At 67.1% G+C, this 22,690-nt stretch carries 13 protein-coding genes; 4 read left to right on the forward strand and 9 right to left on the reverse strand.

All coding sequences use genetic code 11. From position 1 onward, the window contains the following. The first annotated feature begins 86 nt into the window (after window positions 1–86). Complete coding sequence (locus tag BZF59_RS13785) at window positions 87–3,581, forward strand: TonB-dependent receptor (protein WP_245806167.1); 3,495 nt, start codon at window positions 87–89, stop codon at window positions 3,579–3,581. Window positions 3,582–3,743: 162 nt separating this feature from the next. On the opposite strand, the gene BZF59_RS13790 is transcribed toward BZF59_RS13785, so the two are convergent. The 3 genes from BZF59_RS13790 to BZF59_RS13800 are packed head-to-tail and all read right to left on the reverse strand — an operon-like array spanning window position 3,744 to window position 9,758. Beyond that, complete coding sequence (locus BZF59_RS13790; protein ID WP_086608812.1) at window positions 3,744–4,964, reverse strand: endo-1,4-beta-xylanase; 1,221 nt, start codon at window positions 4,962–4,964, stop codon at window positions 3,744–3,746. A gap of 1 nt (window position 4,965) precedes the next feature. Further along, on the reverse strand, window positions 4,966–7,320 hold the full coding sequence (locus tag BZF59_RS13795; RefSeq protein ID WP_086608813.1) for a glycoside hydrolase family 3 N-terminal domain-containing protein: 2,355 nt from the start codon (window positions 7,318–7,320) through the stop codon (window positions 4,966–4,968). Window positions 7,321–7,349: 29 nt separating this feature from the next. After that, the gene (locus tag BZF59_RS13800; protein ID WP_425429581.1) at window positions 7,350–9,758 is read right to left on the reverse strand and encodes a glycoside hydrolase family 3 N-terminal domain-containing protein; all 2,409 of its coding nucleotides are present in this window, start codon (window positions 9,756–9,758) and stop codon (window positions 7,350–7,352) included. A gap of 193 nt (window positions 9,759–9,951) precedes the next feature. Here BZF59_RS13800 and BZF59_RS13805 point away from each other — a divergent pair, with 193 nt between their 5' ends. Next, entirely contained in the window at window positions 9,952–11,076 is a 1,125-nt protein-coding gene (locus BZF59_RS13805; protein WP_086608815.1) for a LacI family DNA-binding transcriptional regulator, read from the forward strand. After that, on the forward strand, window positions 11,073–12,857 hold the full coding sequence (locus BZF59_RS13810) for an IlvD/Edd family dehydratase (RefSeq protein ID WP_086608816.1): 1,785 nt from the start codon (window positions 11,073–11,075) through the stop codon (window positions 12,855–12,857). Before BZF59_RS13805 ends, BZF59_RS13810 begins: the two co-directional genes overlap by 4 nt. Before the next feature lie 210 nt (window positions 12,858–13,067). Here the strand turns inward: BZF59_RS13810 and BZF59_RS13815 are convergent, their stop codons facing one another. From BZF59_RS13815 to BZF59_RS13835, 5 genes are all read right to left on the reverse strand, one after another. Further along, complete coding sequence (locus BZF59_RS13815) at window positions 13,068–13,913, reverse strand: aldose 1-epimerase (protein WP_158094330.1); 846 nt, start codon at window positions 13,911–13,913, stop codon at window positions 13,068–13,070. Window positions 13,914–13,973: 60 nt separating this feature from the next. Further along, window positions 13,974–15,884 (reverse strand): sialate O-acetylesterase, encoded by a 1,911-nt coding sequence (locus BZF59_RS13820; RefSeq protein WP_086608818.1) that lies wholly within the window; start codon window positions 15,882–15,884, stop codon window positions 13,974–13,976. Further along, the gene (locus tag BZF59_RS13825) at window positions 15,881–16,765 is read right to left on the reverse strand and encodes an SMP-30/gluconolactonase/LRE family protein (RefSeq protein WP_086608819.1); all 885 of its coding nucleotides are present in this window, start codon (window positions 16,763–16,765) and stop codon (window positions 15,881–15,883) included. The genes BZF59_RS13820 and BZF59_RS13825 overlap by 4 nt, the downstream gene beginning before the upstream one ends. Continuing rightward, a complete protein-coding gene (xylB, locus tag BZF59_RS13830; RefSeq protein WP_086609227.1) occupies window positions 16,756–17,514 on the reverse strand; it encodes a D-xylose 1-dehydrogenase in 759 nt (252 codons plus the stop codon). The genes BZF59_RS13825 and xylB overlap by 10 nt, the downstream gene beginning before the upstream one ends. Window positions 17,515–17,612: 98 nt before the next feature. Further along, window positions 17,613–18,737: a fumarylacetoacetate hydrolase family protein gene (locus tag BZF59_RS13835; RefSeq protein ID WP_086608820.1), complete on the reverse strand. Its 1,125-nt coding sequence runs from the start codon at window positions 18,735–18,737 to the stop codon at window positions 17,613–17,615. An 88-nt stretch (window positions 18,738–18,825) separates the two neighbouring features. Between BZF59_RS13835 and BZF59_RS13840 the strand changes: the two genes are divergently transcribed. Next, window positions 18,826–20,472 carry a glycoside hydrolase family 43 protein gene (locus tag BZF59_RS13840; RefSeq protein ID WP_086608821.1) on the forward strand — a complete coding sequence of 549 codons (1,647 nt, stop codon included), beginning with the start codon at window positions 18,826–18,828 and terminating at the stop codon, window positions 20,470–20,472. A gap of 22 nt (window positions 20,473–20,494) precedes the next feature. Here the strand turns inward: BZF59_RS13840 and BZF59_RS13845 are convergent, their stop codons facing one another. Further along, on the reverse strand, window positions 20,495–22,663 hold the full coding sequence (locus tag BZF59_RS13845) for a glycoside hydrolase family 5 protein (RefSeq protein WP_086608822.1): 2,169 nt from the start codon (window positions 22,661–22,663) through the stop codon (window positions 20,495–20,497). Window positions 22,664–22,690: the final 27 nt, after the last annotated feature.

The raw sequence follows: 22,690 nt of genomic DNA on the forward strand, positions 1-22,690 counted from the left end.
AAGGCCTATTGTCAAGCGGCTCAGCCACCGATAATCCATACCCCCACAACAGGGCAAGCTATCTGACTATAAATGATAGCGCTAACATGGGGAGGGATCTTATGCGCATCGCGATGCAGCACCGTGTCGTTCAGGCTGGGGGCCAGAGCGGCTGGTTGAAGGGGGCCTTGCGCGCCGGGGCTTCGGTGCTGGTGGTCAGCAGTGCGCTGAGTGGTCAGCTGGCCGCCGCGCAGGATGCCGAGCAGCCGGACCCTGATGTCGAGGATGCGGCTCCCGCCGAAGACGCCAACGTCAACGAGATCCTCGTCACCGGCCTGCGTGCTTCGCTCGCCAACGCCCAGAACCTCAAGAAGAACTCCGACACCGTGGTTGACGCGATCACCGCGCAGGATATCGGCGCGCTGCCCGACCGTTCGGTGACCGAAGCGCTCCAGCGCGTGCCCGGCATCGCCATCAACCGCTTCGCCGGTTCGAACGATCCCGACCACTTCTCGGTCGAAGGTTCGGGCGTCGTGATTCGCGGTCTCAACTTCGTGCGTTCGGAATTCAACGGTCGCACCGCCTTTTCCTCGGGCGTGGGCGGGCAGGCGCTGAACTTTGCCGACGTGCCCGCCGAACTGCTCGGCTCGGTGGTGATCAGCAAGAACTCCACGGCAGAGATGATTGAAGGGGGCCTTGCGGGCACGGTCAATCTCAACACCCGCAAGCCGTTCGACAATAACGGCCTCAAGATCGCGTTCAGCGCCGAGGCGAACTATGGCGATTTCCGCAAGGAATGGACGCCGACGCTTTCAGGCCTGATCAGCAACACCTGGGACACCGACAAGGGGCGCTTCGGCCTGCTGGCGAGTGCTTCCTACTCGCGCATCAAGAGCCGTGCTGACGGTCTTCAGGTCGCCAACTATCAGACGCGCGACGGTCAGCTGGTGAACGCTGCCAACACCGATGGTGTGCTGGTGTGCCGCAATCCCTTGCCGAGCAGTGTGGACAACTTCACCTTGCCGCCGGGCGGATCGCTTTGCGGCAATTTCGGCGCGGCGGGCGCCGATGGCTTCGCCGATTACGCCGCCTCGCGCGTGGCACCGGTCGGCGGGCAGTTCCGCACGCAGGAATTCGACCGTGAACGCAACGGCCTCGCGGTCTCGGCCCAGTTCGAATCGATCGACGAGAAGACCGTGATCACCGCGGAATTCATCCGCTCGGCCTCGACCAACAAGTGGGGCGAATACACCTACGAAACCGCCCCCGATCAGGCGGAATACAACACCTATCCGATTGGCTGCCAGCAGAACGGCAATGGCCCCAACGTGATCAACCCCGGCGGTGCGCTGGGCGATCCCACCGCGCGCGCGCAGTGCCCGGTCGGCGGATTCACCGATTACATCTACAACGACACCGGGCTGTTCCAGTCGGGCTATATCGTCAACGCCAACAATGGCTGGCGCGGGCCGGTCAACAATTTCGATCCCCGCCCGGCGGGTATCGATGGCGATGGCAACGCGTTCGGCGGCGGGTCGCCCTTCGTGCCGATCGGCGGCTTGCAGCAGTCGCTCGCGCGGCGACAGGTCGATGACCGGATCACCAACGAGGATTACTCGCTCAACCTCAAGACCGAGCTGACCGATCGCCTCTCGCTGCGGCTCGACGCGCAATATGCCACATCGCGCAAGCAGAACCTCGATTTCAGCGTGTTCGGTTCGATCTTCGCCGATCAGGAGCTCGACATTTCCGGCGATCTGCCGGTCATCGTGCCGCGCAAGCCGCAGTTCCTGGGCTACAACTGGTCGACCCCGAGCGATGCGCTGGGCAGCGCGACCGAAGAGCAGTATTTCAGCGATCCGCGCTTCCAGTTCTGGCGCGCGGCGATGGACCACATCGAGGATTCGACCGGCAAGCAATATGCCTTCCAGGCCGACATGGCCTACGAGTTCGACGACGATTCCTTCATTCGCCGGGCAAAGTGGGGCGCGCGCTATCAGGACCGTGACCAGACGGTGCGCTACACCACCTATAACTGGGGGATGCTGAGCGAGGTGTGGTCCGGCTCGCGCCCGACCAACTTCGCCGATACGCCCGCAGAGCTTTCGGAACGCTACGAATTCCCCAACTTCTTCCGCGGTCAGGTCGCCGGGCCTCCGGGCGGGTTCTACTACAGCGGCGATCTGATCGGTGACTATGAGGGCGCGATTGCCGACTTCCAGTCGGTGCAGGATGTCTCGCGCACTTTCGGCAGCTCGCCGAACTGGGTGCCGCTGTCAGGGCGGCAAGGTGCCATCGCGGGGACGCCCTATCTGCGCGAGGATATCCAGCCGCTGACGCAGCAGGACGCCGCGGCCTATCTCCAGCTCGATTTCGGCGCGGATGATATTTTCGGCTCGTCGATGCGCATTTCGGGCAATATCGGCGTGCGCTATGTCGACACCCGGGTGCGGTCCGAAGGCTTCCTCGGCGTGCCGAGCCAGCAGGCGCTGGGGATTAACCAGCCGTTCTTCAACGTGGTCAATCCGAACACGGGCGAAATCATCACGCCCGGCCGCTGCGAGGCGGGCGTGCCCGACGGTGCGCCTCCCGGAACGCCGCCGACCACGCCGGGCGGGGTCTGCAACCTCGGGCCGCAGGGCTATGCCGATCTCCAGCAGTTCGCCGGGACCGGGACAGCCGATGGCGGTCAGCGCAGCGTGGCGGACACGAATTACGACTTCTGGCTGCCCAGCTTCAACCTCAAGCTTGGCGTGACCGAGGACGTGATCTTCCGGTTCGCAGCATCGAAGGTGCTGACGCGGCCGGACAATGCCAATATCCGCAACTTCCTGAACATCGGCCTTGAGGGCAGCGAGCTGACCGCGACCGCGGGCAACCCGTTCCTCAGGCCGGCCACCGCCTGGCAGTTTGACCTCACCGCCGAATGGTACTTCGACACGGTCGGATCGCTGACCTTCAACGCCTTCTACAAGGATGTGAAGGACTTCTTCTTCCAGGACATCTTCTCGCGGCAGATCACCAGCAACGGGATCACCAAGGAAGTGCTGGTCCGCGGTCCGGCCAACTTCGAGGACAACGGCAAGATCAAGGGCTTCGAGCTGGCCTACCAGCAGACCTACGACTTCCTGCCCAAGCCGCTCGATGGCCTGGGGATCGCGGCCAACTACACCTATATCGAGAGCAAGGGGCTGCCGAACACCTTCCTCAACACCGGAGAGCCGGTCGACCAGTCCACCGTGCCGCCGGGCAACCTCCCGCTCGAGCAGCTGTCGAAGCACAACGTCAATGCGACGGTGTTCTACGAAAAGGGGCCGATCAGCATGCGTGCCGCCTACAACTGGCGCTCGCGCTTCCTGCTGACCCCGGCGGACGTGATCTTCCCGTACTATTCGATCTTCAACGAATCGACCGGGCAGCTCGATGCGTCGATCTTCTTCAACGTCACCGACCAGATCCGTGTCGGGGTGCAGGGGGTGAACCTGCTCAACGAGGTGACCCGCACCACGCAGGCCTATACCGGCGATCCGGACGTGCTGGCTCCACGCTCGTTCTTCATGAACGACCGGCGCTTCTCTTTCATCGTCAGAGGCAACTTCTAACCTGCGAGCCGACCTCTCCCGGCGCATGGGCTCCCCAGGGAAAGGGCTCTCCTGCTTCGGTCGGAGGGCCCTTTTCCGTTGCGGGGCGGGCAGGGAGTGAGGCACAAAAAAGGGCCCGGGCATCGCTGCCCGGGCCACAAGAGGCGCTAGCCGGCGCGAGGATCAGCCGGCAGCAGCCATGACATTGGCCAGCGCCGTGCGAAGCGGCTTGGCGCGGTATTGGGAATCATAGGGTGTGCCGCGCACTTCCTGCCCGTCGGCGCGCTTCGCGGGATCGAAGCCCTGCAACCAGTTGAACCGGTCAACCATGCCCCAGGCGAGCACATCGCCCAGATGCGCGTTGTATTCGAGCATCAGTTCGAAATAGCGCCGCGCGAAGTCCGCCACCTTCTCGTCGCGCTGGGCGATGTTGGCGGGGAGCGCCTTGTCCTTCACGTCGAATTCGGTGATCAGCAGGCGGTAGCCCATGCCGGTCACTTCATCGAGGAAGGCGCGCCATTCGCGCTCCGCATAGGGCCCGACGCCATTGGCGGGATCGATCGCGAAGATCTCGATATGCGACTGGATCCCCAGCGCATCGACCGGGGTGCCGCGCTTCCTGAGGCCTTCCAGCAGGCGCAGCACGTCCGCGCAGTGGCGCTGATGCTGCGGCTCCCAGCTCATGTAGTCGTTGTAGACCAGCTGCGCGTCCGGCAGTTCGGCGCGCGCGGTGTGGAAGGCGAGGTCGAGCACGGCTTCGGGGCTGCCCATCGCGCGGCTCATGCTGGTCTCGATCGGGGCGTTGCGATCATGGTCGATCGCCTCATTGACCACGTCGTAAGAGGTTATCACGCCCTTGTAGCGGCGGGTGACGGTCTGGATATGCTCGGTCAGCAGGCGCTCGGCCTCCTGCACCGGATTGGCGCCATAGTCATAGGTGTTGAGCCAGTTGGGGAACCACTGCGGGCGGTGCCACAGCAGGGTGTGGCCGCGCACCGCCACCCCTTCGCGCTGCGCCCAGCCGACGATCTCGTCCATCCGGTCGAAATTGTAGGCGGTGGGCGAGGGGCGGACGGCCTGCCACTTCATCTCGTTCTCGGGCACGACGATGCCGCACTCGCCCTTGACGATGGCGGTGTAGGCCGGGTTCTGGACCGACCCGGCATTGGTGTTGCCCGGGGTCGAAGCAATGGCGCTGCCGAACTTGCGCCCACCGCGCGCGGCGATGGTGTTGAGGCCGGGCTGCGGCACGCCTGTGGGGCCGGCGCTGGGCGGGGGCGGGGGAGGGCTGGCGACGGGTGCGGGCGTCGTCCCCGACGATCCGCCGCCGCAGCCGACCAGCGGCAATGCGGCGATCCCGGCGAGCGCGGCGCGGCGCGAGAGGGTGAAGGTCTTGGGGTCCATGTCAGATGATCTCCACGTCGAGCGGGGCAAGGCTGGCCGAGCTGCTCCCCGCCCACAGCCGCAATGGGCCGGGCGGATTGGTCTCGGTGAGGGTGTCGTCCCACACCGCCAGATGGCGTGCGGGGATGGTGAAGGTGAGGGTGCGGCTCTCGCCCGGCTGGAGCGTGACGCGCTGGAAGCCCTTCAGCTCCAGCACCGGGCGCGTGACCGACAGGCCGGTGCGGGTGATGTAGAGCTGCACCACCTCGTCGCCGCTGCGCGCGCCGGTGTTGGTGACCGTGACTTCGGCGCGGACATCCTCCTCACGGCCAAAGCGCGGCTTGGCGGTGCGCGGGGCGGAGATGGCGAAGCTAGTGTAGCTGAGCCCATGGCCGAAGGGGAACAGCGGGGCCGCGTCGTCGAACAGATAGCCGCGCCGCGCGGAGGGCTTGTGGTTGTAGAACAGCGGGATCTGGCCGGTATTGCGCACCACGCTGACGGGCAGCTTCGCGCCGGGGTTGATGTCCCCCAGCAGCGCCTCGGCGACGGCCTGTCCGCCTTCCTGCCCCGGATACCAGCATTCCAGCACGGCATCGGCCTTGGCGACCACGTTGGGCCAGCTGGGCGGGCGGCCATTGTAGGCGGCGACAATCAGCGGCTTGCCCAGCGCCGCCAGCGCATCGACCAGTTCGTTTTGTTCGCCGATGATGTCGATCCCGGTGCGGTCACCGAGGTGGTTCTTGGCAAAGCCCTCGCGGCTGGTCTGCTCGGTGTCGCCGATTGCGAGGATGATCGTGTCGGCACCGCGTGCGACCTCCACCGCCTGCGCGATCAGCCGCAGGTTCTCGGCACGGTCGGCGAGCGTGATCTCGTCGGCCGAACGGTCTTCGCTGGTGGTGATGAACACGCCTTGCGCGGTGATGAAGTCGGCCTCCGGTGCGACCATGCGCAGCCCTTCGATCAGGCTGACGGTCTGGTTGGGCACGCTCGAATAGCCGCCAAGGCGGGCGATGGCATGGTTGGGGCCGATCACCGCGACGCGGCCCATCGTGGCCCGGTTCAGCGGCAGCGCACCGTTATTGGTAAGCAAGCACACGCCCTTGCGCGCCGCCTCTAGCGCCAGCGCGCGGGCCTCGTTGTTGCCGGTGATGCGTTCCGCCAACGCGGCATCGCCATAGGGGTTCTCAAACAGCCCGCAGCGGAACTTGAGGGCGAGCATTTGCGCGCAGGCGGTGTCGACAAGGCTCTGCGGGATGCGGCCCGCGCGCACGGCATCAGGCAGGGTGGCGAAGGCCAGCCCCTCGGGCAGTTCGCTGTCCACACCCGCCAGCAGCGCCTGATGCGCCGCATCCTCCAGATCGCGCGCGACATGGTGCAGCGTCGCCAACTCGTGCACGCCGCCGTAATCGCTGGCGATGATCCCGTCGAAGCCCCATTCTCCGCGCAGCACCTCGCCCAGCAGCCAGACATTGGCGTGGGAGGGCACCCCATCGATCTCGTTGTAGCTCGGCATCACCGCGCCGACAGAACAGCGCTGCACGACCTCGCGGAACGGGGGGAAGAAATTCTCGCGCAGCTCGCGCTCGGAAATCTGCGCGGGCGCAACATTGTTGCCGCTTTCCGGCTGACCGTGACCGGTCATGTGCTTGAGCGTTGCGAAGACCTTGCCATCGCCAAGGCGTTCGAACTTGCCCGGCCCTTGCAGACCCTCGACTGCCGCGACCGCCATTTCGGCGGCAAGGTAGGGGTCTTCGCCCCAGGTCTCCTCGATCCGCCCCCAGCGCGGATCGCGCACGATATCGACCACGGGCGAAAGCACCAGCGGCACGCCGCGCGCGCGCACCTCGCGGGCGATCTGGCCTTGCACCCGGCGCATCAGATCGGTGTCGAAACTGCCCGCGAGCGCTATCGCCTGCGGGAACATAGTGGCCTCGGTCGCCATGTAGCCGTGGAGCGATTCCTCGTGCAGCAGCACGGGGATGCCGAGGCGGGTGTCCTCCAGCGCCCAGCGTTGCAGCGCGTTGATAAACGCCACGGTTTCGGCAGGGGTGCGCCAGCGCGCCGCCGTGCCGCCCGCCGCGCCGGTGATGCCGGGCACGCCGCGCTTGTCGCTGGGGCGGGTGACGTGGCCGATCCCGTCGGGGAAGGCGGCGCTGGCCTTTTTCGGATTGAAGGCCAGATCGTCGATCATGTCACCCTTCGCCGCCCATGCGGTGCGGATCTGCGCGACCTTCTCCTCCAGCGTCATGCGCGCCATCAGGTCGGCGACCCGCAGCGGGATGGGGGCGGCGGCGTCCTTGTAGATCAGGCGATCCTGTGCCGCCCATGCCGCCGGGCCCGATCCCAGCGCCAGCGCAGCGAGGCTGCCACCCGCCATCAGGCGCAGCGCATGACGGCGGGAGAGGTTCACTCCGCCACCGTCAGCGTTACGCTCTGCACCTCCGCCGAGTTCGCGCCGCTCATGATCGTGAAGGTGCCGGGCTCGGTGACCTGCTTCATGTCGGTGTTCCACAGCATGAAGGCATCGGGGCGCAGGGTGACGGCGACATTGCGCGTCTCGCCGGGGGCGAGGGTGACGCGGCTAAAGCCCGCCAGCTCCTTCACCGGGCGCGTAACCGAGCTGATGTCGTCGCGCAGGTAAACCTGCACCACCTCATCGCCCGCGCGCTTTCCGGTGTTGGTCACGGGCACCGTTACGGTCACGCCTTCGCCGGGCCGGATCGTCGCCTTCGACAGCTGCGGCGCGCCGAGCTGGAAGGTTGTGTAGCTGAGCCCGTATCCGAAGGGGAACAGCGGCGCGGTCGTGTCGAACAGATACCCGCGCCGCGCGCTCGGCTTGTGGTTGTAGAACATCGGCAGCTGCCCGACATTGCGCGCCACCGTCACCGGCAGCTTGCCGCCGGGGTTGACTGTGCCGAGCAGCGCATCGGCAATCGCGGTGCCCTGCTGTTCGCCCGCATACCACGTCTCAAGGATCGCATCGGCCTCGGCGGCAATGGTCGGATAGCTCGGCGGGCGGCCATTGACGAGCACCACCACCACGGGCTTGCCCAAGGCCTTCATCGCAGCGAACAGCTCGTTCTGCTCGCCGACGAGATCGAGGCTGGTGCGGTCGCCGAGGTGCCCGGTGGCCCAGCCTTCGCGGCTGGTCTTCTCGGTGTCGCCAATGAAGAGCACGATGGTGTCGGCACCCTTCGCCACCTCGACGGCCTGAGCGATGCGTCGGCGGTTTTCTTCCGGGTCGGCGAGTTCGACCGGATCGTCCCACCAGTCGCTGTCGCCCTTGACGATGTCGACGCCCATCGCGTGGACGATGTTCGCCCGGTTGCCGACTGCGGCGCGAAGGCCCGCGAGCGGGGTGACGCTGGTGCGCGGTTCGCCGTAATAGCCGCCCAGCCGCGCCACATCGGCATTGGGGCCGATCACCGCGATGGTGGGCGTCTTGCCGCCAGCCTTCTCAGGCACCGCCAGCGGCAGCGCGCCGTTGTTCTTGAGCAGCACCAGCGACTTTTCCGCCGCCTTCCGCGCCAGCGCCACGCCCTCGGCTCCATTGGAGGTCTTGGCCTTGGCGAGATCGGGCCAGGGATTGTCGAACAGCCCGGCGTTGAACTTGCTGGTCAGCATCCGGCGCACCGCCGTGTCGATCGCCGCCTGCGATACGCGGCCTTCGCGCACGCTTGTGGCGAGATCCTTGAAGCCTGCGCCTTCCGGCAGGTCGACATCGACCCCGGCCAGCAGCGCGATCTCGCCCGCGCGGGCATTGTCGGGCGCGATGTTGTGGAGGCGCGCCATGTCTTCGATCGCATAGTAATCGGACACAACCGCGCCGCGGTAGCCCCACTCCCCGCGCAGCACGTCTTCCAGCAGCCAGCGGTTGGCGTGGGAGGGCACGCCGTCGATCTCGTTATAGCTCGCCATCACCGCGTCGATCTTGGTGCGCTTCACCACCTGTTCGAAGGGCGGGAAGAAGGCTTCGCGCAGCGTGCGCTCGCTGATCTGGGCGGGGCCCACGTTGGTGCCGCTTTCGGGCTGGCCGTGGCCGGTCATGTGCTTCAGCGTCGCCAGCACCTTGCCCGGCGCAAGCTTGCGCGCGGTGCCCGTGCCCATCAGCCCTTCGACCGAGGCGACTCCCATCTCGCCGACGAGGAAGGGGTCTTCGCCGAAGGTTTCCTCGATCCGCCCCCAGCGCGGATCGCGCGCGACATCCACAACGGGAGAGAGCACCGAATGCACGCCGCGCGCACTGGTCTCGTCAGCGATCAGGGCGTTGATTTCGCGCACCAGCGCCGGGTCCCATGTGCTGGCGAGGCCGATCGCCTGCGGAAAGGCGGTTGCATCCTTGGCGGCGAGGCCGTGGAGCGATTCCTCGTGGAACAGGATCGGGATGCCCAGCCGGGTGTTTTCCATCGCCCAGCGCTGCGCGTCGATCACATACTGGATCGAATCCTCGATCGAGCGGCGCTGCACGACCCGCGGGGACGAGGGCCCCAAGCGGTCGGATGGCCGCGCGATCTGGCCGATCCCGTCGGGGAACATGGCCGAAGCCTTGGCGGGATCGAAGACATCGCCTTCGCTCTGGATCTTGGGCTTGGAGTCCCAGATGGTGATGATCTGCGCGACCTTTTCTTCCAGCGTCATGCGCGCCAGCAGGTCTTCGACGCGCTGTTCGACCGGCAGGTTGGCGTTCCAGTAGGGCGCGTCTTTCATCGCGCGCTCGACCGCGACGGTTTGCGCATGGCCCGATTCGGCAGCCACCATCCCGAATGCCGCCAGACACACGCCAGCCGCCAGCGCGGCCCGCTTGATCCCTCTCATGCTATGTCCCTCTCCCTGCACGGCCGCTTGACTGTCGCCATGTTTGTGGTAGCGCTACCATGATGAGAGGGAGAGGGCTTGTCAACCGGCTTGCGATCATGGCCGCTGGGTCACAGGGGGCGATGGTAGCGGGTCTCACCGCGGCTACGAACGCGCTTGCTGACACTCGGCTCGTCGCAGTATGGCGGGTGGCATGAGCACCAAGGCCGAAACCCTCGCCCCGCCCGCCACCTCCGGCCGCAAGCGCGCCGCCCGGCGCAGCAACGCCGCGCCCACCATCACCGATGTCGCCAAGGAGGCGCAATGTTCGCCGATGACGGTGAGCCGCGTGATCAACGGCGAGGAGAACGTGCGCGAGGACACCAAGCAGAAGGTCCTGGGCGCGATCGCCAAGCTCAATTACGTCCCCAACCGCGCGGCACGCTCGCTCGCGGCGGGATCGCAGCTGCGTATCGCGCTATTGTTCGACAACCCCTCGGCCTCCTACCTCAGCGAATTCCTGATGGGCGCGCTGGAAGAAGCCAGCCGTCGCGACATCTATCTGGTGGTGCAGGCCTGCGAGAACGTGGCCGACGCGCAGAAGGTGATCAAGAAACTGCTCGATGGCGGGATCGAAGGCTTCATCCTCCCCCCGCCGCTGTGCGACGACCAGAGCGTGCTCGATCTGATCCGCTCATCCGGCGGGATCGCGGTTGCGGTCGGGCCGGGTCGCGCGACGGGCAGCCACGGCGCGGTGCTGATCGACGAGTTTCAGGCCGCCTACGACATGACCCGGCACATCATCGGGCTGGGTCATGAACGCATCGGCTTCATCATCGGCAACCCCGATCAGGTCGCCTCGGGCCGCCGCCTGCTGGGCTATCGCTCGGCGATGAAGGATGCCGGGCTGACCATCGACGAAGGCCTGATCGCGCAGGGCCAGTTCACTTACCGTTCGGGCATGGTCGCGGCAGAGAAGCTGCTGGGCGCTGCCAAGCCGCCGACCGCGATCTTCGCCTCGAACGACGACATGGCCGCCGCCACTGTCGCCATGGCGCACCGTCGCCATCTCGACGTGCCCAACGATATCACCGTCTGCGGCTTCGACGATACCGAGCTTGCCAGTTCGATCTGGCCCGAGCTCACCACCATCCGCCAGCCGATCCGCGAGATGACCGCCGAGGCTGTCGCCATGATCGCGCGCGTCCACAAGCAGAAGGGCCGCACCGCGCGCGCCAAGCCCGAACAGCTGACGCTCGCCTACCAGCTGATCCGCCGCAATTCCGACGCGGGGCCCAGCCTCGCCTCCTCTTTCAGCAAACCACCCGGGAATACATGACCGACCAAGCCTCTCCCCGCCGCCTGCGTTCGCGCGACTGGTTCGACAACCGCGAACGCATGGACATGACGGCGCTCTATCTCGAACGCTTCATGAATTACGGGGTGACGCCCGAGGAACTGCAAAGCGGCAAGCCGATCATCGGTATCGCGCAGTCGGGCAGCGACCTTTCCCCCTGCAACCGCATCCATGTCGATCTGGCCCAGCGCACCCGTGACGGGATCCGCGATGCGGGCGGGATTCCGATCGAGTTTCCGGTCCACCCGATCTTCGAGAACTGCCGCCGGCCGACCGCCGCGCTCGATCGCAACCTGCTTTATCTGGGGCTGGTGGAGCTGCTCAACGGCTATCCGCTCGATGGCGTGGTGCTGACGACGGGGTGCGACAAGACCACGCCCTCGCAGATCATGGCGGCATCGACGGTCGATATTCCCGCCATCGTCCTCAGTGGCGGACCGATGCTCGACGGCTGGCATGAAGGCGAGCTGGTCGGCTCCGGCACGGTGATCTGGCGCAGCCGCCGCAAGCTGGCGGCAGGCGAGATCGACGAGGAGGAATTCCTCCAGCGCGCCACCGGCAGCGCGCCCTCTGCGGGCCATTGCAATTCGATGGGCACGGCGAGCACGATGAACGCGGTCGCCGAGGCGCTGGGCCTGTCGCTCACCGGCTGCGCCGCGATCCCCGCGCCCTATCGCGAGCGCGGGCAGATGGCCTATCGCACGGGACGCCGCATCGTCGAGATGGTGCTCGAAGACCTCAAGCCCTCCGACATTCTCACCCGCGAAGCCTTTGAAAACGCAATTGCTTGCGTGAGCGTCATCGGCGGCTCGTCCAACGCTCAGCCGCACATCATGGCGATGGCCGCCCACGCGGGCGTGCCGCTGGAAACGGATGTGTGGCAGACCCACGGCTACGATCTGCCGCTGCTGGTCAACATGCAACCCGCGGGCGAATATCTCGGTGAGCGCTTTCACCGCGCGGGCGGCGTGCCTGCGGCCTTGTGGGAACTGCTCAACGCCGGACGGCTCCACGGCGATGTGGTCACCTGCACCGGCAAGACAATGGCCGAAAACCTCGCACACGCTGAAAGCCCCGACCGCGAGATGATCCGCCCCTTCGCCGATCCGCTGATCGACAAGGCGGGCTTCATGGTGCTGTCGGGCAACCTGTTCGACTTCGCGATCCTCAAGACCAGCGTGATCGGCCCCGCCTTCCGCGCGCGCTACCTCTCGCGCCCCGGCATGGAAGGCGTGTTCGAAGCCCGTGCGATCGTGTTCGACGGGTCGGACGATTACCACCACCGCATCAACGACCCCGCGCTCGCCATCGACGAGGACTGCATTCTCGTGATCCGCGGCTCGGGCGTGATCGGCTGGCCGGGGAGCGCCGAGGTCGTCAACATGCAGCCGCCCGATGCGATGATCCGCGCCGGCAAGCCGTGGCTGCCGACGCTGGGCGACGGGCGGCAATCGGGGACGAGCGACAGCCCCTCGATCCTCAACGTCAGCCCCGAAAGCGCGGTCGGCGGAGGCCTCTCGTGGCTGCGCACCGGGGATGTGATCCGCGTCGATCTCAATGCGCGCACCTGCAACGCGCTGGTGGACGAAGCGGAAATCGCCCGCCGCCGCGCCGAGGAAACCTGCCCGCCGGTGCCCGAAAGCCAGACCCCGTGGGAGGAACTCTACCGCGAGAAGACCGGGCAACTGGCCGAAGGCGGCGTAATGGACTTCGCGCTCAAATATCGCGGAACCGCAAGGAAGCTGCCGCGGCATAATCATTGACGCAGGCCGAGGTCACGGCACCCGCGCCCTGAGATGGCTCTCCTGCTGCGCTGCGACCTGACAGGATCGCCGCCATGCCTGCGTCTTTCGCCATCCGCTCCGTACTATTCCGCCCGTTGCGGGGGGCTTTTGCGCGGGCCGGAGTTTTGCTTTTGGACAGTGTCTCATGTGTCTCCAACACGGAGGCGCGGGCGGATCTGGCAGGGGGTGTCAGGTGGCGGTGATTCGCAGGGTGAGGCTGATCGATTCGCCCGGCGCGCATAGCGGCATGGCGCCGGTATTGGCCGCGTCGGGCGCATGGTTGACCGGCTCCAGACACAGGATGTCGGGCGCTTCGGGGGCGTAGAGGTGGAGATGCTCCGCTCCCTCGGCGGCCAGCGTGATGGTGCCGAGGTCGTCGCGCACCTCGGCCCGCCCGGCCCAGCCGGTGAAGCAGTGGTCGATCGTCGCCTCGGGCAGCGGCGCGCCGCGGGCGAAGTCGGCGAAGTGGTCGGCAGCGCGCATCGCGCCGGTCGGCAACATGTCCGCGCCCACATCGACCACGCGCTCGGCGCTGAAGGTCACGCGGCTTTCGGGGCGGCGGCGCAGATAGGGGTGGAGGCCGATCCCCCCCGGCATAAACCGCTCGGAACGGTTGGTGAGCGACAGCGTGATCCGGCAGCCGGCGTCGGTGAGAGCGACCGCCTGCCGCGCCTCGTAGGCCCAGGGCCAGCCGGGTGCGGCACCGTCGTGGCGGTGGAGCAGCACGCAAGCCTCGGGCGTCTGGCTCTCGACCTGCCACGGCGATTGCCAGCCGTGGCCGTGGATGGCGTGGCGCTCGGGCGGGAAGTTGGGGGCGAGCGCGACGACGCGGCCCTCCCAGCCGAAGCGGCCCGCGCCGATGCGGTTGCACCACGGCACCATCGGGAAGCAGGCCGCCGCCAGCGGGTCGGTCGCGCCCGGCGGCATCGTGCGCAGGATCGGCAGGCCGCCGCAGGTCAGCGCGGCGATCAACCCGCCCGCCTCGGGAAGCAGCCGCGCCTGCCACGCGCCGGATTGGAGGAGGATGTCGGTCATGAACTTCGGAGCCTCACCGCGGTCAGGCTGCCGCCGCCAGCGCATCGCGGCGCGGGATCGTCATGGCGCGATGTCGAGCCCGAAGCCCGGAACCGGCATCCCTTCGCCGTCGACCAGATTGACCACCGGCGCATCGGCCCAGGCATATCGCACCCGGGTCGGGGCCATGCCCTCGGGCACAGGGAGGATCAGGCGGTCGCCCTCGGCGCGGGCGAGTAGGAAGCGGCAGGTGCCAAGCCCCGCCGCGCACAGCTCGACACCGAGAGGGTAGGGTCCGCCTTGCACCTGAAGCGCGCCCGCGATCCCGGTGAAGCTGATCGTCACCGCCGCGCCATCACGCTCTGCCCGCTCGGGCATGGGCATGGCGCGGCCATCGAAGGCTTGGGCGAGGCGCTTGCCGAGGTCGTTCTTGTTGGCGGGGTGGATGTCGGTGGGCTCGCCAATGTCGATCGCGGTGACGAGCGCGGCGTTGGCATCGGCCACGACGGCGCGGCGCTGCTCGTCACGCAGCTGCGCCCAGCCGGATTCGCCGGGTTCGGAGCGGCGCTCGCCCCAGTCGGCGAGCTGCACCACCAGCATCCGCGCCTGCGGGCCGAACTGCCGCCGCCACCCGGCGAACAGCGCGGCGAGCTTGGGATGGTAGGGGCCTTGCCCCGCATCGGCCTCGCCCTGATACCAGGCCACGCCGGCGAGCCGCATCCGGCCGAGCGGGGCGATCATCGCATTGTGCATCACGCCGATCCCGGCATTGGCATCCCACGGCGCGCGCGGAGGAATGTCGGTGACGGTGGTGGTGGCATATTGCCAGTTCGCGCCCAGCGGCACCATCTCGCCATTGGCGGCGGTGAAAGCGAGGCGCTCCGGCCCGGCAAAAAAGCCGCCCGTGTCCCACATGTTGTTGGCGGCGATCAGGATGACGTTCTCGCCCGCCTTCAGGTGCTTGGCCGGCACGCGGTAGGTGCGCTCCACCCCCCAGCCGAAGGTGTAGCCGACGGGATGCCCGTTGACGAAGGTCAGGTCCATGTCGTCGATCGCACCGATCGCGAGGCTGCCGTCGCCGCGCGCCTGCTCGGCGGTGAGCGTGATGGTCTGCTTCAGCCACACATTGGCGCGCGGATTGGTGTCGAGCCCGGTGCCTTCCCACTCGTTCCACATCGTGAACTTGGGGATCGGCTTCCAGTCGAGCAGCGCCGGGTTTTTCCAAGGCTCGCGGCCCCCGTCGCGCGCGCGCCAGAAATCGAACCAGCCCGGCACGAAGGCCTGCGTGGCGGCATAGGGATCGCGGTTGTAGAGCGCGAGCAGTTCCAGCGCTTCGGCGCCTTCGATCGTCTTGCCACCTGCGGGATCGTACCACGCCCGCGCAGCGCTGCCGCCCCAGTTGGCGTGGATCAGCCCAACTGGCGTTGCGGGATCCTTGCGGCGCAGCGCCTTGGCCATGTAGAAGCAGGCTGCGGAGAAGGGCGCGACCGTCTCGGCGGTGGCGGCCTTCCACCCGGTCGGCGCAGCGAAGCGCGCCTGCGGCACCGGCGCGGTCGATTTCGGCACCATCAGCAGGCGGATGCCGTCATCCGCCGCCTGCCGGAGCTGGTTGTCGATATCGAGCGCGCGCGTCACCGGCAGTTCCATGTTGGACTGCCCGCCGCAGAGGAAGACATTGCCGATCAGGATGTTGGCATAGGTCGTCGTGCCGGTCGCGTCGCTGACCGTCAGCGCGCTCGGGGCGGCGGCGGTGTTCTGCGCGGGGAGGGTGATGACGAAGTCGCCCGCCGGGTCGCTGACCGCACGCGCCTCGCTCGCGCCCAGTCGTGCGGTGACCGTCACCCCCGCCTGCGTTTGCCCGGAGAGCACCAGCGGGTGGCCGGCCTGAAGCACCATGTTGTCGCCGAAACCGGGATCGAGCACCGGATGCGCCGCAGCCGGCACCGCCATCACCGCGGCGAGCGGCACGGCCATGATCGGCCAGCGCGTCATCCCAGTTTCGCGAGGGTCTGGGCGACTCCTGCCACCGGAGCGGGGAAGGCGAACAGACTGCCCGACAGGGGCATCTGCGCCATGTCAGCGTCGGTCATATTCTTGATCGCGGTGGTGACGAAGGCGGTGCCGAGGTCAGGCCCGCCGAAAGCGAGCTTGGTCACGTCGCGCGCCGGGATCGGCACCGTGGCGACCAGCGCGCCTTCGGGCGAGAACCGCGCGACGCAGGAGCCGAGATAGAGCCCGGTCCACAGATAATCCTCGGCATCGACCACCGGACCATCGGGATAGGCATGGGGGAACAGCGCCCCCGTATCGGCAAACAGCCGCGCCTCGCCCACGCTGTCTTCCGACAGGTCGGCGACGAAGATCTTCTGCGCGCCGGTGTCGGTGAAATAGATGCGGGTGCCCGCAGCGTTGACGGCAGGGCCGTTGGTGATCGTGATCCCGCTCGGCCCGGCGGGGCGGATCGAGCCCCGGTCGAAGACGTAGAACCGGCCCGAGCCCTCGCGCTCGCCATCGTCCATCGATCCGAACCACACCCGGCCCCACGGATCGGTGCAGACATCGTTGAGCCTATTGGTCGCCGGTTCCCCCGGTATGCCGGTAAGCTTGGTGAAGGTGTCGGTCTCGGGCGCGAAGGTGTAGAGCCCGTCCTTCAAGCCGCACAGCAGCAGCCCGCCCTCGGCAGGCACGGCCCAGCCGATCTGGTCGGGCGCTTCGGCAAAGCCGTTGCTGCCGTTGGTCGGATCGAAATGCCACAAGCGGTGGCGCTTGATGTCGACGAACCACAGGATGCGGCGACCCGCATCCCATACCGCGCCTTCGCCCAGCAGGCTGTCGGCGGCGAGCACCGCCTTGACCGGAAGTGTCATCTCCATCCGGCATCCACCCAGTAATTATGCGCGGTGCAGAAGCGCGCATCGTCGGACGCAAGGAACAGCGCCATCGCGGCGATATCGGCAGGCTGGATGCGCCCGTCGAGGCATTGCGAGGCGACGATCTCGGCCTCGCCTTCGGGCGTGTACCAGCGCATCTGGCGCGGGGTCTGGACGTTGCCGGGCACGATGGTGTTGACGCGGATGTTATCGCGACCCAGCTCACGCGCCAGACTGCGGGTCAGCCCCTCGATCGCGGCCTTGGCGGTCTGGTAGATCACCAGATCCTTCAGCCCCAGATGCCAGCTGATCGAGCCCATGTTGACGATCGACCCGCCGCCCGCCGCGCGCATCGCGGGAACCACCGCCTGTGCGGCGAAGAACTGGTGCTTGAGGTTCACCGCCATCCGCTCGTCCCAATAGGCAGGGGTGACGTCATCGAGGCTGTGCCGGTCATCGCTGGCGGCGTTGTTGATGAGCACATCGCACCCACCGATCTGATCCATCAGCGCGCCGATCTTGGCGGTGTAGTCCTCGCAATCGGTGATGTCGCAGGGGAGGAAGTGCGGCGGATGATCCGCGCCCGCCAGCCGCCCGATCAGCGCTTCGCTGGGGTGCTCTTGAATGTCGACAAAGCCCACCATCGCGCCCTGACGCGCAAAGGCCTCGACCATTCCTTCGCCGATGCCGGAGCCGCCACCGCTGACGATCACCCGCTTGCCCGTCAAGCTCGGGTAGAGCGCGCTGTGCACCCCGGCGCTGCTGGTTTGCGCGTCCAAGTCCATTCCCCATCCCTGTGGCGGCCGGGATGATCCCCCTCCGGCGGCCTGTGTCAATTCTTATAAGCCGGTCACATCGCCGCGATCAGGCCCCGTTCGGCCAGATTGCGAGCGAAAGCGGTGAATCCCATCGTCCAGGCCGGCGCATCGCGCGACGTGGTGACGGTGTTGGTAAGTGTGCCCAGCCGGGCCGAGCGGATCGTCACGACATCGCCCACCTTGTGGGTGAAACCGGCGCCGGGCGTGTCGCGGTCCTGCGTCGGCGCGAACAGCGTGCCGCAGAACAGCACGAAGCCATCGGGGTAGTGATGTTCCGAGAGGCACTGCGCGACCAGATCGAGCGGATCGCGGCTGATCTGGCTCATGTCGTTGCGCCCTTCGAGGCGGTAGCCTTCGGGCCCTTCGATGACGAGCTCCACTTCGGCGCGACGCACGTCGTCGATGGTGAAGGTGTCGTCGAACAGGCGGATGAAGGGGCCGATGGCGCAGCTGGCGTTATTGTCCTTGGCCTTGGACAGCAGCAGCGCCGAGCGGCCTTCGAAATCGCGCAGGTTCACATCATTGCCGAGCGTCGCTCCGACCACTGCGCCATGTGCATCGCATACCAGCACGACTTCGGGTTCGGGGTTGTTCCAGTCCGAATCCGAGCGCACGCCGACCTGCGCGCCCGTGCCGACCGCCGAAAGCGTGGGCGCCTTGGAGAAAATCTCCGCATCCGGGCCGATCGCGACTTCGAGATATTGCGACCACATCCCTTCCTCGATCAGCGCCGCCTTCAACTGCGCGGCGGCCGCGCTGCCGGGGACGACCGAGCGGATGCCGCTGCCGACCTTGTCTTCGAGCTGCGCACGGATGCTGGCGGCGGCGGAGGCGTCACCCCGCGCACGCTCCTCGATCACGCGCTCGATCGCGGAGAGCGCGAAGGTGACGCCGCTGGCCTTAATTGCCTGCAAATCGATCGGGGCGAGCAGCGACCAGCCTGCAGGCAGGCCGTCCTCCACCGAGCCGATCACGCGGCCACCCGCAAAGGCGCGCCGGGCGACCGCGCCCGCCACCGTGCTGGCGACGCCGGTGAGATCGTGGATCTGACCTTCGGCAATGGTGATGACGCACGGCCCCTCGGGCGACAACGCCCGGCCGATGAAGTGCCCCTCGCGGTAATCCGCCGGCAGACTTTCCAGTATCCTCTCGGCCATTTCTGGCTCTTGCCCTCCGCTCTGATAGCGCTACCATAAGAGCACAATGGCGGGCCGACAAGCCCCCAAAAACACGGGAGGAGAGGCGATGACGAGGCATCTAACGGCGCTGGCGGGCGCGTGTGTGCTGGCAGCGACGGGCACGGCGGCGGCGGCGCGCGATGTGGTCGCGCGGTTCGATTATCTCGCCTACGAGGCCCCTGCCGAGGCGCCGGTGGCCAAGGGGCAATATCGCAATCCGGTCATTCCCGGCTTCCACCCCGATCCCTCGATCGTGCGGGTGGGCGATGATTTCTACGCCGTCACCTCGACCTTCAGCTGGTTTCCGGGCCTGCCGATCCTGCATTCGACCGATCTGGTTAATTGGCGGCTGATCGGCAACGCGATCGACCGCCCGACGCAGCTCGATTTCAGCGGGCTGGGGACAAATCGCGGGCTGTTTGCGCCTGCGATCACACATCACGATGGCAAGTTCTGGATCGTCAACACCTGCATCGAATGCGGCGGCAATTTCGTCATCACCGCCGAGGATCCGGCGCGGCCGTGGAGCGATCCAGTGTGGCTCGATTTCGGCGGGATCGATCCTTCGCTGTTCTTCGACGCCGATGGCAAGGCGTGGATCGTCTACAATGATGCGCCCCCGGGTGAGCCGGAATACGAGGGCCACCGCGCACTATGGCTTCAGGCTTTCGACCCGGTGGCGATGACGGTTCTGCCGCAGCGCACGCTGCTGGTCGACAAGGGCGTCGACCCTTCGACCAAGCCGATCTGGGCCGAGGGGCCGCATATCTACAAGGTGGGGGACTGGTATTACCTCCTGACCGCCGAGGGCGGCACAGCGGACCAGCACTCGCAGACGATCTACCGCGCGCCCGCGGTGACCGGGCCCTATGCGCCGGGGCCGTTCAATCCGATCCTCACCCAGCGCGATCTGCCGGCGGAGCGCGCCGACCGGGTCGAGGCGACCGGCCATGCCGATATCCTGCAGCTTGACGATGGTAGCTGGTGGGGCGTCTTCCTCGCCACGCGGCCCTTTGCCGGGCAATCGACGCTGCTGGGGCGCGAGACCTTTCTGCTGCCCTTGCGCTGGGTCGATGGCTGGCCGCGTTTTCTGGGTCGGCAGGAGGCGGTGCCGATGGTGACCACGGCGCCCAAGCTTCCCGCCTCGCCCGCCTCTGCCTGGCAGAGCTGGCGCGAGGAGTTCGACGGTGCCTTGTCCGATGAATGGATCGGCTTGCGCACGCCGGGGCAGGGGGCGCTGTGGCAGGTCGCAGATGGTGCGCTGCACGTCACGGCAGGCCCGGCAGCGGCGGGGAGCCTCGGCCGCCCCGCCTTTACCGGGCGACGGCTGCGGCACCATACCGCCGACATCACCACCCGGCTCGCCTTCACGCCTGAGCGGCGCGGAGACTTTGCCGGGCTGCTAGCCTTCATGGACGAAAGCCACTTCCTCGCCGCAGGCAAGGAGCAGGGGCGGATCGTGGTGCGGCTGCGCGACAGCGCGGAGCAAGGGGCTTCCGGCCGGGAGGTCGCCTCGGCCCCACTGCCCACCGACGGCCCGATCGAGCTGCGCCTCGCGCTTGATGGCGGGAGCGCGGCGGTGTTCTGGCGCGCCGAGGGGGCCGAGGCATGGCAACCGGTCGGCGGCCCGATCAATGTCGAGCCGCTCGCGTCGGTCCATGCCGGGCTGTTCACCGGGCTGGTGGTCGGCCCCTATGCCTTTTCGCCGGGATAGGGGCCGCGCCGGGGGCGGGGCCTCAATTGGTCTTGAAGATGTAGACCGGCCCCACCTCGACGTTCTGCGCTGCGCCGGCAAAATGCAGCGTGACGGTCGCATCGCCCGCGCCGAAACCGCGCGTGGCGGTGAAGGGCAGGTTCACCATCTGCCACTTGTCGCCGATCTTGAAGACCTTGTCGCCGAAGCCCTCGTAAGGCGGGGTCGCGCTCTGCATCCGCGCGTAGATCAGGCCCTTGCCGTCGTCGGTCTGGGCGCTGATCGTGCGCGCAACCACCGCGACCATGAACTGCTCGCCTTCCTTCACTTCGGGCAGGATCGGGATCGCGGTGGTCAGATCCCAGCGGTTTTCGCCGACCGCCGTGGTGGTGAAGCGGGTCGCTTTCTGAAGCCAGATTTCGGGGATATCGAGCCCCTCCCAGCGCCCGGCGGTCCCGCCATGCGCCCAGGCGCGATTGGTGGGATCATTGACCAGCTGGCCGACACTGCGCAGCGCATCGGGCATTTCGATGCTGGCCGGATCCTTGAGGCTCGGCGCAGGCTTGGCGGCAGCGGTGGTCGTGGTGGACTGGATGCTCGATGCGCCCTTGACCACGATGGTCTGGCCGATCTCCAGCACCTGCTTCGCGCCTGCCAGTTGCAGCGTCACGATCGCATCGGCCTTGCGGATGCGCTTGTCGGCGCGGGCGGTGACTTCGTACCACTCCCAATCGGTGCCGACGAGGACATTGGTGTCGCCGAACCCGCCATAGGGCGCAGCGTTTTCCTGAAAGCGCACGCCGATCACGCCCTTGCCGTCCGACCGCTCGGTGCTGACCGCGCGGGCATAGAAGCCGACCGTCACCTGATCGCCGGACTTGATCTCGTCGAGCAGCGGAATGTTGGTGGCGACGGTGTAAGGGAACGCGCCCTTTGCCTTCACATCGAACACCCGCGCCGCGCCGCCGCCGGGAATATCCGCCGATTGCCGCGTCCCTCCTTCAAGTTCGGGGCCGTAGCTGGCCCAGTCGATGCGGGTGGGATCGTTGATGAGATCGCCCGGGATTTGCGCATCCAGCGCGGCGAGTTCGGGCGGCAGCTTGGCCTTGCTGCCTGACGATGCAGCGGGCGCGGGTGCCTGCGCGGCAACAGGAGCAGGGGCAGGCGCTGCCGATCCGCCCGCCGGTTCTGCTAACCCGACTGCGCCGAGCAGCCCCGGCAGCCAGCGGTTCTTGTTGGAATCATAGAAGGGGAAGGTGTTGCTATAGGCCCACATGCAGATGCCAATGCCGGTAGGGGCAAAGGCTTCGGTGATCATGCGATGATAGGTCACCCGGTCGGCGAGCGGGATGTGCTTATCATAGGCCCCCACTTCACCCATGAATGGGGTTTTGCCGGTGCGGGCGATATAGGCCTCGATACTGGCAACGTCCCGCTCCAGCTGCGCGCGGTCTTCGGCGGTGGGGAAGCTGCGGCCGACCGGCGGAATGTCGGGCGCGGTCCATTCCGCACCCTGATGGGTGTAGGCGAAGGGGTCATAGTAGTGGAAGGTCGGGTGGATGTTGCGATCATCCGGCAGCGGCAGGGTTTCCAGTGACTTGATCCCGCTCCAGTTCTCGCCCCCGATGATCACCGCGCGGGTGGGGTGGAGCTTCCTTACCTCGGCCAGCGACGGAGCGAGGGTCTGCAAGAGATTGGCGTGTGTGAAGTTCTTGTGCGGCTCGTTCTCGAGCTCGAACCAGAGCGTGTCCTCGGGATAGCCCTTGAAGCGTTCGGAGATCTGCTTCCACACGCCCCCATGCCACGCGGCCACGGCCAGCGGATCATCGTGGATCGGGTCGAAGTGGTGGCTGTTGAGGATGACGTTGAGATCCTCGGCCAGCGCCCAGTCGACGATCTGCTGCACCCGCTTCATCCAGTCGGGATCGACCGTGTAGGGCGGTTTGTCGGAGGATTTGTTGTGCCAACGCACGGGGATGCGCACGGTGTCGAACCCCGCCGCCTTGATCCGCGCGAAATCGGCCTTGCTGGCGCGCTTGCCGCCCCACGCGCCCTCGGTCGGCGGTTCGAGCGTGTTGCCCATGTTGATGCAGGTGCCCACCGGCAGGGGCTTTGCGGCAGGCACGGCCTGTGCCACGGCGGCGGACGAGGCCAGCGGCGCCAGCGTGATCGCGGCCACCGGCAGCAAAGCGGTGAGCAGTTTGCGTTTCATCTCTCTCTCCCTCTTGGCAGCCGCTTG

It is taken from the genome of Erythrobacter donghaensis (assembly GCF_002155425.1).
GTDB lineage: Bacteria > Pseudomonadota > Alphaproteobacteria > Sphingomonadales > Sphingomonadaceae > Erythrobacter > Erythrobacter donghaensis.

Excerpts from the sequence above, each read along its gene's own strand:
- BZF59_RS13795 (WP_086608813.1), bottom strand. The coding sequence starts at position 7,320 with ATGGCGGGTGGCAGCCTCGCTGCGCTGGCGCTGGGATCGGGCCCGGCG.
- BZF59_RS13785 (WP_245806167.1), top strand. The coding sequence starts at position 87 with ATGGGGAGGGATCTTATGCGCATCGCGATGCAGCACCGTGTCGTTCAG.
- BZF59_RS13815 (WP_158094330.1), bottom strand. The coding sequence starts at position 13,913 with ATGACCGACATCCTCCTCCAATCCGGCGCGTGGCAGGCGCGGCTGCTT.
- BZF59_RS13805 (WP_086608815.1), top strand. The coding sequence starts at position 9,952 with ATGAGCACCAAGGCCGAAACCCTCGCCCCGCCCGCCACCTCCGGCCGC.
- BZF59_RS13840 (WP_086608821.1), top strand. The coding sequence starts at position 18,826 with ATGACGAGGCATCTAACGGCGCTGGCGGGCGCGTGTGTGCTGGCAGCG.
- BZF59_RS13820 (WP_086608818.1), bottom strand. The coding sequence starts at position 15,884 with ATGACGCGCTGGCCGATCATGGCCGTGCCGCTCGCCGCGGTGATGGCG.
- BZF59_RS13835 (WP_086608820.1), bottom strand. The coding sequence starts at position 18,737 with ATGGCCGAGAGGATACTGGAAAGTCTGCCGGCGGATTACCGCGAGGGG.
- BZF59_RS13810 (WP_086608816.1), top strand. The coding sequence starts at position 11,073 with ATGACCGACCAAGCCTCTCCCCGCCGCCTGCGTTCGCGCGACTGGTTC.
- BZF59_RS13790 (WP_086608812.1), bottom strand. The coding sequence starts at position 4,964 with ATGGACCCCAAGACCTTCACCCTCTCGCGCCGCGCCGCGCTCGCCGGG.
- BZF59_RS13800 (WP_425429581.1), bottom strand. The coding sequence starts at position 9,758 with ATGAGAGGGATCAAGCGGGCCGCGCTGGCGGCTGGCGTGTGTCTGGCG.
- BZF59_RS13845 (WP_086608822.1), bottom strand. The coding sequence starts at position 22,663 with ATGAAACGCAAACTGCTCACCGCTTTGCTGCCGGTGGCCGCGATCACG.
- BZF59_RS13825 (WP_086608819.1), bottom strand. The coding sequence starts at position 16,765 with ATGGAGATGACACTTCCGGTCAAGGCGGTGCTCGCCGCCGACAGCCTG.